This is a genomic window from Bacillus sp. HMSC036E02 (genome assembly GCF_001836235.1).
In the GTDB taxonomy this organism is placed as follows: domain Bacteria; phylum Bacillota; class Bacilli; order Bacillales; family Bacillaceae_G; genus Bacillus_A; species Bacillus_A cereus.
The window spans coordinates 55382-69764 of record NZ_KV827816.1; the positions used below are offsets into that span (position 1 = coordinate 55382).

The following is a 14383-nucleotide window of genomic DNA, read 5'->3' on the forward strand; positions in this document are numbered from 1 at the left end:
AAAAAGGAGCAACTTATTACAGTTGCTCCCTTTTACTTTTATTCTACACTTGTTTCTAAAGCTACATCTGTATAGGTATTATCATCACCTATATTTAAAATTACTTCACATTGACGCAATCTCAATTCAAAGAGCATGATAGAATCATGATAAACTTCAGGATTTGATTTCATTTTATGTAACATCTCTTGTTTTTCTTGTATTTCTAATTGCGTATTTTCTACAGCTTGCTTTAAGGAGTTAAATGGATTCCTAAAGAATATATGAATATCCCTCTCTTGTGTGTTTTCAAACAGCTCAAATTGCAAGAAAAATTTCTTCATAATAGAAGCCGTTACTTCAGTATAATCTTCATTTTCTACATACTGTTTATATTTGTTATATAGCATAGATTTATTTTTAGGAAGAACTCCAAATAATTTACCGGCACTTTTTAGTAAAAATTGTGCTGGCGTAAATCGACGTAAAATATTTACTTCATCCATTTGTATTCTAGTCGTCATCCTGTCAGTATCTCTGCGCCAGTCATCAAGCACTTTAAAGTCACATTCTAACTGTATTTTATTTTCTCCAAATAGTGAATTAAGCCCTTCACTAAGTTCTTCTAAATACGTTTGACTTTGAAGAAGCTCATTATTAGAAGTTGCAATCCAATTTTGCATAGAAAGAGCAAGATTAGGTAATACAGTTTGTTCTAAATATTTATGCACTCTTTCATTCATTGCTTTATTTAGTTCCGTATCCATGTGCCCGAAATCACTTTCTTCACTAATTAAATTAGAACAGCTCTTTAATATCTTCGGAATATTTTCGGTAAGATCATTTGTAATTTCAGTCTTCATTGAACGATATGATTGTGTAATGAAATGAATTTTTTCCCTTTCAAATGCAGTAAGGTTATTAATGCTACCGTTTAGTTTCACTAGCATATCTTCATTCCAATTAATAGCATCCACCAGGTTATTTTCTTTCTCAACACGTTTCTCCAAAAGATATGTAATTGTTTTTCGAATGAAAAATAATAACTTTTCAGTACGTTCTGCATCGATATTTTTATGATTAAAGTTAAAATGAATAAACTCGATTAAACCATTTAATTGTTGACTACTTGTATATAACGAGGAATAAGGGAAAATTCTCGCATACGGAAAATATGTATTTATTCTCGTTGCCGTATCATGTAATACCCTTTTCACTTCTGCTTCACTGTAAATGTTATCGATTTTATTTAATAAGAAATGAATTTGTAAATTTGGCGTATGTTCTTGAATACTTAATAGAATGTCACGTTCTTTATCAGTAAAAGGTGAATCCGCATTCAATACGAACAGTAATTCGTCTACAGAATTTAAATATTCGAATATCTCATCTCTAGTGTCGTTATTTCTATTAAAGCCAGGTGTCACTACAAATGTAAGTTTATTTTCATTTAAAAATCTGCATGGTAATTTAAATTCAACACACGCTCTATCTCTATATGTTTGATGGTGCTGAGACATCATATTATGGTAATCAGTGATATCTTCCGTTGTTGTAATTGCTGAGTCTGTTATAGCGTTTATTTCTATATGAGCATCATTTTTTAAAACTACTACATTTGAAATTGATTTTTCTAATATATTTTCTCCTAATATAGAGTTAATAAATGTAGTTTTTCCGTTCCCTGAAGTTCCCGTTACTAAAATACGATTTGTTCTTAAATCTGCGAGCTCGTCAACTAACCATTTAAATCGGTGACCTATTTCTATATTCTGCTTTTGTGCCCACTGTGTAATAGATTCAAAAAGGTGTAAGCTGTACTCTAAGCCATTTACATGATTAATAGAATGTGACAGTAAGTTTTCCGCATGTTCTATATTTGCTGAATCTATTTTGGAAGGGAAAATCTCATCCCATGCCAATACAGCTGCAGATGGAAATACAGCATAAGATGGATTGACTACCTTTAACCAGTTTGCTAACAGATTTGGTATGATATCGTCTAATTGTCTAAGCGTATATTGACCTTGAATTAATGTAAAGTACGTTTCTTCGTAAAGAGCAGAAACTTTGTTCCATATATCGGACGAATGTATTTCAATATGTAAGAAAAATTCATTTATTGTATTAAGCCATAATAAATAATTTGGTTCATCTTTATAACTGTTCCAAAGTGATGAAACCATTTGTGTAAATTGTACTTGATCTACATTATTTAATGTAGCTAATGCATCATAAAAATAGTCTGGTGAAATATGTTTAGTAAACCCTTTATCGATATATCCTTTTAACACCTCAAACCACGGATACGACTCTATTCGAATTAACTCATTCACAGCAAGCTCTACTGCACTATCAAAATCTTGCTGTTCCTCATAAAAGGAACGGGCAATTTTTGTGACATTCGGATAATCAGGATTTAAAGAAACTGCTTCTTTAATAACACCGAAAGCTGAGTCAAAATTATTTTGCTCAATGTAAAGAGAAAGTAATTGTAGTCTAATTTCGGTCATCAATATTTTATTATCAGTAGTAATGGAAGTATAAATATTTTCAGCATATGGTAATTGATTAAGTTCGAAATAAGCATCCGCAATATTTTTTTGTGCCCATGGTGCTAATTCATTACTAACCTTCTCCCATTTAAAAATAGCTGCTTCAAAATCTTGATGACGATAATAAAATTCACCTTGTGCAAAACGAATATAAGACCCATCAGAAATCTCATTTTTTTCTTCGTTTACATAAGCTTGTCCAAGTACGTCAAGAGTTGGTTTTGTTTCATTCTCCATTAGAAATGTTTCATAATACATCTTTTTTATTAATTGTTTTTCTAATCTCATCTTTTCCCCCACTATATCTTGAAAATAAATTTTTAAGATATGTCAATGCTTTTTGTATGTATGCTTTTTATCTTAACAAAGAATATCTTTTGGAAAATTTCATTTTCCTTTCATTTTTCAAGTTAGATTGAATTTTTATGAGAAAAGTTTCAGTTTTTTTTCAATTCCCTTTCAGTTATGAAACAGCATTAAATGTTCCTAATAACCTAATAACACTATAATATTCCACATTATATTATCAGGAAAACCCCATATAAACCATATTATAAAAACAATCTATAATGAATTTATATGCACAATTCACTGTGCTGTTAAACAAAAAAATAACAATAGGAGCCAACATCTATTCATACCATTTCTTTCTCAAATTGTTTTCCTTTAAAATGTTTCATTAGTTATGTAATTAAATTCCATTAACCTATATAAATAACTAGTCCAAAAAATATCTATATGCATATCATGTTATAGTAAAGAATTTAGGAGATCCTAAAAGGAGGCATTTTCATGTTTGAAGATAAATCTAAAATAAATTACCCATATGAATTTACTGAAACTACAACAGTTCCTCTAAAGAACCCCATTGACAAAAAATTCAAAAACGGCACAGGTACACATAACTTCCCAATTAAGAAGCACTATAAAGAGCAAGTTCTATACACTGAAAAAATTAATAATAATAAAAATAAGTAATTGTATAGATCCTTATGACAATTAGCTAAATAAGAAGCAACATTTGGCCATGCATAGTTATTTAGTTAGTAATGATACAATTCATGCACCTTTTAAAAAGTGCTGTATACAGCGCTTTTTTATACATAGATAAATTTAAGTTAACGCAACCAAGAAATACAATACAAAATTACTCCACCATATTCTCGTTTAACAATTAAATCTACATATTAAAAGGGAGCAACAGTAAATGTTACTCCCTTTTGAAATGTAATCTATTCACTCTACATAACCCTCTTAAACATCTTCTCCAACTCATAAGTAGAATGATGCACAAGAATTGGTCTTCCGTGCGGGCATGTGTACGGGTTTGTTGTTGTACGTAGTTCTTCCAGTAAAGCAAATATTTGATCGTTCGTTAAGTATTGATTCGCTTTAATGGATGCTTTACAGCTCATCATGATGGCTGCTTCTTCACGTAACTTTTTAATATCGACTTTTTTTAGTTTAACAACTTGCTCCATCATTTCATCGATGATTTCTGTTTCTTGTCCTTTCGGGAACCATGTTGGATGCGAGCGGACGATAAAGGATTGATGGCCGAATTGTTCTAAAAATAGCCCAACTTTTTTTAGTTCTTCTAACTGTTCTTCGACACGTAAAAATTCAGTAAGAGATAGATCAATACGGTACGGTACAAGTAACTCTTGTACTTCTTGCGCTACCCTTCCTACTTTATCACGGAAGTATTCATAATTAATACGTTCCTGCGCGGCATGCTGGTCAATCATATATAAGCCTTTATCATTTTGAGCGAAAATATATGTTCCATGCATTTGTCCAATTGGATAAAGCGGTGGTAAGTCATTCCCGTTCATTTCAATCTCTTTTATTTCCCGAACTTCTTCTTCTAATTCCTCTAGTTCAAAATCCTCTTCATTACTGTCCCACGATTTCTCTTCTTGAATTGGTTCTTCGATTATCGGTTTAGTGGATGGTTGCCAACTTTGTTCTTCTCTTATGAGCGACTGTGGTGGTTGCCATTCTTGTTTCGGCGGTTGCCACAGTTGTGGTGGTTGTTTCACAGCCTGCGGTTCTTCTTGTTTTGCATCCATGCCAGTTGGTAAAACAATGTCTGGCATAGATGGTTCTTTCGGCTTCGCATGCTCAAACTGGAACTGTTCTTGCACACTTTCGTCTTTTTCTTTTTTCTTCGTTGTTACACCTGCATCTGGAATAAGCTGTATTTTTTTAAATGCAGCTTGCAATGTTTCTTCGATCAGCTTTAGCAATTCTTGTTCTTTACTAAAACGAACTTCTAACTTCGCTGGATGTACGTTAACGTCAACTAGCATTGGATCCATTTCAATCGATAAGAAACCAATTGGATACCGGCCAACTGGCAGTAATGTATGGTATCCTTGCTGAATTGCTTTCATTAATACAAAGTTTCGAACGTAACGACCATTTACAATCGTTGACATATAATTACGAGATGCTCTCGTTACTTCTGGTAATGTTACATAGCCTTTAATTGTAAAGTCTAAAGATTCGGCTTCAATTGGAACAAGCTTCTTCGCAACTTGAATACTGTAAATCGATGCAAGTACTTGTCTTACATCACCGTTACCTGACGTATGAAGCAATTTCTTTTCATTATGAAATAGTTTTAACGATACTTCTGGATGTGACATTGCAATACGATACACGATATCTGTAATATTTCCGAGCTCTGTATGAATGGTTTTCATATATTTAAGACGTGCTGGTGTATTAAAGAATAAGTTTTGTACTGTAATATCTGTTCCTTTTCGGCTCGCAGTCTTCTCTTGCTTTATAATGTCTCCACCTTTAATAATAAGGTGTGTACCAGGCGCATCACCTGTGCTAGTAATTAATTCTAATTCACTAACTGAGGCAATACTTGGCAATGCCTCACCGCGGAAACCGAGTGTTCTTATGCGGAACAGATCGTTTTCATCTTTAATTTTACTCGTTGCATGGCGTTCAAAAGCGACGATACAGTCTTCTTCTGCAATACCATCACCATTATCAATGATACGAATTTTCGATAACCCAGCTTCTTCTAAGTGGATTTCAATAGATGTACTATTCGCATCGATAGAATTTTCCACAAGTTCTTTTACGACTGAAGCAGGGCGCTCTACTACTTCCCCTGCCGCAATTAAGTTAGAGAGTTGGTCATCGAGTTTGCGAATTTTCCCCATCTACTTACTCATCCTTTCTTTAACTTTTTCTGTAAGCGATACAATTCGTTCATCGCTTCTAAAGGTGTCATATCAAGTAAATCGATTTTTTTAATTTGCGCCAGTACTGCTGTTTCTTTTTGATCTAGCAGAGGCTTTTCTTGTTTCTTCGAAGACTGTTCTCCTCCAAAGAAAGATAGTTGCGATTCTTCTTCAGTCTCTACTTTCGTTTCCTGTATTTCTGCTATTTCCTCTTTTACAACTACAGGTTCTGGAGTAGCTTCTTGTACTTTCACTTCTACTCGCTTTGGAATAATAATTTCTTCCTGTCCTTCTAGCTGTGCTAACACTTCTTTCGCACGAGCGATTAGGCTATCTGGAAGCTCCGCAAGTTGCGCAACGTGAATTCCGTAACTTTTATCAGCTGCTCCATCTTGAATTTTATGAAGGAATACTACTTTTCCATTCTCTTCAATTGCTGAAACGTGTACATTTTTCAGTTGATTTAAACTCTCTTCTAACACCGTCAATTCGTGATAATGCGTAGAGAATAACGTTTTTGCACCAATTTGGTCATGAATATGTTCAATAATCGCTTGTGCAAGTGCCATACCATCATACGTAGATGTACCGCGTCCAATTTCATCGAATAAAATTAAACTTCTTTCTGATGCGTTTGCAATTGCATTTTTCGCTTCTAACATTTCGACCATAAATGTACTTTGACCTGAAATTAAATCATCCGCTGCACCAATTCTCGTAAAGATTTGGTCAAATACAGGTAATACTGCTTCTGTTGCTGGTACGAAACAACCGATTTGCGACATAACCGTTACAAGTGCTAATTGTCTCATATACGTACTTTTACCAGACATGTTCGGCCCTGTAATTAAAAAGACATCCATATTCTCTGGCATAATACAATCATTCGGTACATACAATTTCCCGTTCAATACTTTTTCAACAACAGGATGACGACCATCTTTAATAAAGATTTCGCGCTTCGTTGTCAGTACAGGTTTTACAAACTGTTCTTCTTCACTAACTGTTGCAAAACTTTGCAGTACGTCTAATTCACTAATTACTTTCGCTAAATGTTGTAATTTCGGAATAAATACTTTTACTTCTTCACGAAGTGCTGTAAATAAATCGTATTCTAGCTGTACAATTTTTTCTTCAGCTTCTAAGATTAACGTTTCTTTTTCTTTCAGTTCATCTGTAATGAAACGTTCAGCATTAGCAAGCGTCTGTTTACGCTCATAGCGACCTTCTGGAAGTGCTGCAAGATTCGCTTTCGTTACTTCAATGTAGTAACCGAAAATACGGTTGTATCCGATTTTTAATGATTTAATTCCGGTAATATCACGTTCTCTTTTTTCAAGCTCAGCAATCCACGTTTTCCCGTTTTTACTAACGTAACGATATTGATCAAGCTTGTCATTATAACCATCTTTAATAATATCTCCATCTTTAATCGAAAGCGGTGGGTTTTCTTGAATACTTCTTCCTAGTAATTCTGTTAAGCTTTCACATGGATCTGCACCTTGAATTAATCTCGATGCATAAGCGTTATCTAACAAACTAATTGCTTCTAAAATAGCTGGTACTTGAAGCAATGAACGTCTTAATTGTAATAAGTCTCTTGCATTTACGTTACCAAATGCAACTTTTCCTGCTAAGCGTTCTAAATCATATACTTCTTTTAACTTTTCTTTTAAATCTTCACGTAAGAAGTAATCATTTACAAACGTTTCAACCATTTCTAAACGCTCTTCAATTCTTTCTTTCTGTATAAGTGGACGTTCCATCCACTGTTTTAACATACGACCACCCATAGCTGTTTTCGTCTTGTCCAATAACCATAATAGTGATCCTGTTTTTTCTTTCGTTCGAAGTGTTTCTGTCAGTTCTAAATTTCGCTTTGAATGTACATCAATTTTCATAAATTGATTCGTATAATAAATTTCTACTGGTTGCAAATGATCTAAAGAACGTTTTTGCGTTCTTATTACATAGTTAAATAAACGTCCAACTGCTTTAATTAATTTTGCTTGTGAAACATTTTTCACAAGATGTTCTAATCCTTCCGGAATTGCCGTTGCATCTTCATACGAAATCGTCATTTTCAATGTTTCAGTTAACTTGTTTAGTTCATCTTTAGAAAATGAAGAATCAACAACAATTTCTTTCGAACCAGTTGCATACACTTCTAATAAAATATCTTCTACTGAACCAGTCAATAACGTTACTGTATTTTGTCCAGTCGTTAAGTCGTTACAAGCTAAAGCATATGATCCATCTTCAAAATGTGTTAATGCGGCTAAGAAGTTATTTTCTTTCTCATCAATTGTACGCCCTTCCATCATCGTTCCTGGCGTAATTAATTGTACTACTTCACGACGTACTACACCTTTAGCTGTTTTCGGATCTTCTACTTGCTCACAAACAGCTACTTTATATCCTTTTTCAACAAGTTGTTCAATATAGTTTTTAGCCGCATGATACGGTACACCGCACATTGGTATACGTTCACTACTACCGCCATCTCGGCTCGTTAATGTAATTTCAAGTTCATGAGCTGCTTTTACAGCATCCTCAAAGAACATTTCATAAAAATCGCCTAAGCGAAAAAATAAAAAGGCATCTTGATAATCTGCCTTAACCTTTAAATATTGCTGTATCATAGGCGTATATTGAGTCATACTTTTCCTCCATAATTCTTACATGATAATCTATTTTCATATATGTCGCATTTCACGGACACTCTTATCTCCTATTTCAGGAGTCTTTCTTCATTATAACATATTTCATAAAGAATCATGTTCATTCAGCCCCACTTATGTAAAGTAAAAAGCTAGGAAGAACTTCTCCCTAGCTTTCTATTACTCTTCTTCTGCATCAACTATAAAGTTCGGATCTAATTCTTCAAATTCATCATCAGCAATTTGGAAATCATCATCTGATTCTACGCAGCCTTCAGGATTTACACTTACACAAATTTTCGTTTCTCCAACTACTTCTGTTACAAATTCACGTTCTACAGTTACAACAATTTTATTACCATTTGGTGATACAAGTGCTTCTAAACAATTTGGCGGCTGAATAACACGAGCAATAATTTCTAAATCGTCACCAGAAAAGTTTTTATCACGATAACCAATACTTACTTCGTCCGTGTAGTTCACACGTTCTGTTACAACTTCAGTCTTTGTATTTCCATCAAATGAATACCAAGTGTTCACATCATAGAAACCTTCAATTTCCACATGTTTTCCATTCTTTCTTGCTTCGTACGAGTGGTTAATTACCCAGCACCCTAAAATACTTGTTGGCTCATTATTCGATTCACATGTATGCGTTGACTTTGTATACTTACGTCCTTTTCCAACCACTGCTTTTGTAATAATCTCTCTAAATTCGGACATTCGTAACCCTCCTCAATCACTATTCACTTAATCATATGCGTGACAATAGCGGAATGTGTCATTCTTTTTTTGAGAAGAACTTACGTTTAATCCCAAAAAAAAAGAGATGTCAATATGACATCTCTTTAACAACCACAATTTCCTTTTTTACTTTCTACCGCTGCGCCAGTTTCACCCTTTAGTACATCGCCACCAGTTGAAATTAATATTTCATCTGTTACGTTGTTAGAAATTGTACTAGCAACTAACTGTAATAAGTCATTTACGTATGTTTGTGAAGATTTAAATTGTTGTACGACTGGAATACTGTCTAACTTATCTTGCAATGCATCAATTTCAGCTTCTACCTTTTTTAAAGCTTCCCATTTCCCGTAATGTTGCAAGTTTACTGCTTGTTTTTGCAGTGCTTTAATTTCATCGATTGCGCGCTTTACATTTTCATTTTTATGAATTTGCGCCTCTGCTTTCTTAAAAAAATCAACTTCTTCTGTTTCAGAAATCATTTTTGCTAATTCTTTCGCTTGTTCAACAATGTCATCTTTCGAATATACTTTCATCTATTATTTCACCTCAATCGGCTCTTCAACTAATTCCCCGTTAAGAGACCAAGTTTTTGCTTCCGTTATTTTCACTTTCACAAGCTGACCAATTAAAGATTTTGAAGCGACGAAGTTTACAAGTTTATTCGTACGAGTATAACCTGCAAGTACTTCCGGATTATTTTTACTTTCCCCATCAACTAACACTTCTACAATTTGACCTTTGTAACGACTATTCTTTTCAATTGCCAACGTATTTACTAGTGTATTTAAACGCTGAAGACGTTCTTTCTTTACTTCCATCGGTACATTATCTTTCATTTTTGCAGCTGGTGTACCTTCGCGAGGAGAATAAATGAATGTAAAGGCAGTATCAAACCCTACTTCACGATATAACGACATCGTTTCTTCAAATTGCTCATCTGTTTCATTTGGAAAACCAACGATAATATCTGTTGTTAATACTACATCTGGAATTGCTTCTTTAATTTTTCTTACAAGTTCTAAATAATGCTCACGCGAATATTTACGTGCCATAATTTTCAGCATATCTGTACTTCCAGATTGAACTGGTAAATGGATATGTTCTACTAGGTTGCCACCTTTTCCAAGCACTTCAATTAAGTGATCATCGAAATCACGTGGATGGCTCGTTGTAAAACGAATACGGGCAATATCAACTTTACGAAGTTCGTCCATTAAATCGCCAAGACCGTATTCTATATCTTCAAAGTCTTTACCATATGCATTTACGTTTTGTCCAAGTAACGTAATTTCTTTATAACCATTTGCAGCTAAATGACGAATCTCTTGGATAATATCTTCTGGACGTCTACTTCGCTCTTTTCCGCGTGTATACGGTACAATACAATACGTACAGAATTTATCACAGCCATACATAATATTTACCCAAGCTTTAATATCACCACGACGTACTTTCGGAAGGTTTTCAATTACGTCACCTTCTTTTGACCATACTTCAACTACCGTCTCTTTCGAGAACATCGCATCTTTTAGAATGTACGGTAGTCTATGAATATTATGCGTTCCAAATACCATATCTACATGCTGATTTTTTTGCATAATTTTATTTACAACAGATTCCTCTTGAGACATACAACCACATACACCAATTAAAAGGTCTGGATTTCTTCGTTTGAGTGACTTTAAATGGCCTAGCTCACCAAACACCTTATTTTCAGCATTTTCACGAATTGCACAAGTGTTTAATAAAACTACATCTGCATCCTCAGTTGAAAAAGTTGGTTCATATCCAAGTGCTGTGAAAATACCTGCCATTACTTCCGTATCATGCTCATTCATTTGACAACCATATGTACGAATATAGAACTTTCTTCCTGTACCAAAATTGCGAAACTCTTCAGGTAAGCCAAAATCCCGTTCAATTTTAACTTCTTCTTTCCCACGCTTTTTCGCATCCTTTAAGGAAGGTGGTTGATATACACTTTCAAAGTATTTACTATAATCTTTCTCTTCTTTTTTCATAGAGGAATTTGCTTGTTGACTTGCTAATCGTTGTTGCTCGTTCATCGGTAATCTCCTTTCACCCTTAACTATACACACTCTATAGTCCATTTTAATGCGCTTAGACTCACCTCAAAAATGGTTAGATAGCTGGAGAGATAACTTGTCCTTTGAAACTTGAGTAATCAATCTAATCATTCATAAGAATGAAGTCTTCCCCACGCAAATAGACATTCCCTTTTTATCATTTCTTGTTGTCCTACCCAAAAGCATATTGCTTTATCCCTATAAACATTACCATAGTATGACGTGTTTCGCCAATCTTAACAATACAAAGGCCTTTTATTACCTTACATTTCATAAGCAATGAACTTGCCATTTTCATACAACGATTTATATATTATTTTATCATTCTGAATTTTCTAAGTAAATAAGGCTACCCTATATTTTGTACATAAAAAAAGGTTGCCAAATCGGCAACCTTTTTTTCTTACATTACATAAATTCAGCAACAAGCTCATCAAACATTTTCTGATCCATATTTAAATCAGATTTCACTAAAGGCTCTTCACTATAGCCTTTAACAAGTTCTTGATATGATGGTTGCTTAGTATTTTGATAAATTAACCCTGTTACTAAACCGTTATTTTCCATTAAAGTTTGCATAGCCATCATGCGATTAGATGGATCATATCCCTCTACTGTGCTTAGTTTCGTTAAGTTCTCTTTAAACCAATCGTAAGTATTTACTTTATTGTAAGTAACACATGGGCTAAATACGTTAATTAATGAAAATCCTTTATGGTTAATACCAGCTTCAATAATTTGTGTTAATTCTTTTAAATCACTCGAAAAGCTTTGCGCCACAAATGTCGCACCAGCTGTTAAGGCCATTTCCATTACATTTAGTGATGGTTCAATTGAACCTTGTGGTGTGCTTTTCGTTTTAAATCCAGCTTCACTACGTGGTGAAGTTTGCCCTTTTGTTAATCCATAAATTTGGTTATCCATTACGATGTACGTAATGTCGATATTACGACGAATAGAATGGATTGTATGTCCCATACCAATCGCAAATCCATCACCGTCACCACCTGAAGCGATAACTGTTAAATCACGATTTGCCATTTTCACACCTTGTGCAATCGGAAGGGCACGACCATGAATACTATGCACACCATATGAATTAATATAACCTGAAATACGGCCTGAACAGCCGATACCAGAAATAACAGCAAGTTCATCTGGATTTAGGCCAACGTTAGCTGCCGCACGTTGAATTGCAGCTTGCACTGAGAAGTCTCCGCAACCTGGGCACCAGTTTGGCTTTACACTGTTACGAAAGTCCTTAAATGTTGCCATTTAATACAACCCCTTTTTTGCATTCGTTGTAAATCTCTTTCGGCAAGAATGGGTTTCCATCATATTTTAAAAGACTAGAAATTTTCTCACCATTACCAAGATTCATTTTCATAATGTTAGCAAGCTGACCTGTTGCATTGTTTTCTACTACTACAACACGCTTCGCCTTTTTCACAAGTGGATCGATTTCAGCTGTTGGGAACGGGTGAATTAAACGCACATGAGCATGGTTTACTTTCATACCCTCTTGTTCTAAACGCGTCATTGCCTCTTCGATCGCACCACGAGTTGAGTTAAATCCAACAAGCAATACGTCTGCTTCTTCATGCTTAACATTTTTATAAACAGGGGTATTAAACTTCAAGTTCTCCATTTTACGGAAACGTTTGTCCATTTGATCTTTACGGTTTATTGCTGATTCCGACGGTTTTCCAGTTTCATCATGTTCTACACCTGTAACATGGTGAACACCATTTTTCATACCAGGTAAAACACGTGGTGAAACGCCGTCTTCTGTTACTTCATAACGCTTGAAGTATGCTTTATTTTCACGTTCTGGTAATTCTGCTTCTAAATCAAGCTTACCACGACGAATTTCCACTTTATCTAATTTAAGTGGTTCTACTGTTTGTTTTCCTAACGAAAGCTGTAAATCTGTTAAGAAAATAACAGGAACTTGATATTCTTCAGATAAGTTAAATGCTTCTACAATGTCATAGAAAGCTTCTTCAACTGTACTTGGCGCCATTACGATTTTTGGAATTTCACCATGCGTACCGTAAATCATCGCCATTAAGTCAGACTGTTCTTGTTTCGTTGGTAATCCTGTACTTGGGCCGCCACGTTGTGTATCAACAATTACTAATGGGGTTTCTGTAATACCCGCTAAACCGATTGCTTCCATCATTAATGAAAGACCAGGACCAGCAGATGCCGTTAATGTACGAACACCAGCATAGTTTGCACCGATTGCCATTGTACAAGCTGCGATTTCATCCTCAGTTTGGATTACTGTTCCGCCGACTTTCGGTAATTTTTTAATTAAGTATTCCATAATTTCTGATGCAGGTGTGATTGGGTATGCTGACATAAAACGAGCACCACCAGCTACCGCACCAAATGCGATTGCATCGTTTCCAATCATAAACATGCGTTTTTTACCATCAGCTTTTTCAAGCTGCATCATGTTTACTTTCTCACCTAGTAATTCTTTCATATATTGAGAGCCGCGTTTAATTGCGTCCATATTCTTTTGAACGACTTGCTCTCCTTTACGACCAAAGATTTCTTCAACAACATCTAAATAAGCTGTTTCATCTAATCCTAATACTGCACTTGATGCTCCAACAGCAACCATGTTTTTCATTAATGATGTGCCTAATTCTGAAGCAATATCTGTAAACGGTATCACATATAGATTTACATCTGTATTGTCAGGTATTGTTGGATTAAATTTCGCATCCGCAACTACAATTCCACCTGGACGTAGTTCGTGGAAATTAAAATCAATTGTTTCTTGGTCAAAAGCAATTAAAATATCTAAATCATCTGAGATCGCTCGTACTTCTGTTGTACTTACACGAATTTTATTATTTGTATGGCCGCCTTTTATACGTGATGAGAAGTGGCGGTAACCGTATAGGTAATATCCTAATCGGTTTAATGCAATACAGAAGATTTCTCCTGTACTTTCAATTCCTTCACCTTGTTGGCCTCCAACTTTCCATGAAAGTTGACTAATCATCTCCTACACCCCTTTTGGCTGCATTCATTGTAGTGTATTTTTTTACAGTAATAGTTTAGCATTTTTTATGCAAATAAACTACAACGGACGCAAATTATGCCTCTTCTGATTTCCCTGAATCTTTAGTATA

9 protein-coding genes are annotated in these 14383 nt (G+C 34.7%); 1 reads left to right on the plus strand and 8 read right to left on the minus strand.

The features are described 5' to 3' along the window. Positions 1-38: 38 nt before the first annotated feature. Positions 39-2822: a dynamin family protein gene (locus HMPREF2590_RS04675; protein WP_001235304.1), complete on the minus strand. Its 2784-nt coding sequence runs from the start codon at positions 2820-2822 to the stop codon at positions 39-41. 504 nt (positions 2823-3326) lie between these two features. Here HMPREF2590_RS04675 and HMPREF2590_RS04680 point away from each other — a divergent pair. After that, the gene (locus HMPREF2590_RS04680; RefSeq protein WP_000461138.1) at positions 3327-3512 is read left to right on the plus strand and encodes a hypothetical protein; all 186 of its coding nucleotides are present in this window, start codon (positions 3327-3329) and stop codon (positions 3510-3512) included. A 263-nt stretch (positions 3513-3775) separates the two neighbouring features. Here HMPREF2590_RS04680 and mutL read toward each other — a convergent pair whose 3' ends face one another. The 7 genes from mutL to HMPREF2590_RS04715 form a co-directional block, all read right to left on the minus strand. Beyond that, positions 3776-5719: a DNA mismatch repair endonuclease MutL gene (mutL, locus tag HMPREF2590_RS04685; RefSeq protein ID WP_000516465.1), complete on the minus strand. Its 1944-nt coding sequence runs from the start codon at positions 5717-5719 to the stop codon at positions 3776-3778. Positions 5720-5727: 8 nt separating this feature from the next. Then, complete coding sequence (gene mutS, locus HMPREF2590_RS04690) at positions 5728-8400, minus strand: DNA mismatch repair protein MutS (protein WP_000196029.1); 2673 nt, start codon at positions 8398-8400, stop codon at positions 5728-5730. 180 nt (positions 8401-8580) lie between these two features. Further along, positions 8581-9123, minus strand: coding sequence for an outer spore coat protein CotE (gene cotE, locus HMPREF2590_RS04695; RefSeq protein ID WP_001288799.1), 543 nt, complete (start codon positions 9121-9123; stop codon positions 8581-8583). Between the two features lie 125 nt (positions 9124-9248). Next, on the minus strand, positions 9249-9680 hold the full coding sequence (locus HMPREF2590_RS04700; protein WP_000870461.1) for a YlbF/YmcA family competence regulator: 432 nt from the start codon (positions 9678-9680) through the stop codon (positions 9249-9251). A gap of 3 nt (positions 9681-9683) precedes the next feature. Beyond that, a complete protein-coding gene (gene miaB, locus HMPREF2590_RS04705) occupies positions 9684-11213 on the minus strand; it encodes a tRNA (N6-isopentenyl adenosine(37)-C2)-methylthiotransferase MiaB (protein WP_001005375.1) in 1530 nt (509 codons plus the stop codon). Between the two features lie 429 nt (positions 11214-11642). Continuing rightward, positions 11643-12509 (minus strand): 2-oxoacid:ferredoxin oxidoreductase subunit beta, encoded by an 867-nt coding sequence (locus tag HMPREF2590_RS04710; protein WP_000190155.1) that lies wholly within the window; start codon positions 12507-12509, stop codon positions 11643-11645. After that, on the minus strand, positions 12496-14253 hold the full coding sequence (locus HMPREF2590_RS04715) for a 2-oxoacid:acceptor oxidoreductase subunit alpha (RefSeq protein WP_000625417.1): 1758 nt from the start codon (positions 14251-14253) through the stop codon (positions 12496-12498). Before HMPREF2590_RS04715 ends, HMPREF2590_RS04710 begins: the two co-directional genes overlap by 14 nt. Positions 14254-14383: the final 130 nt, after the last annotated feature.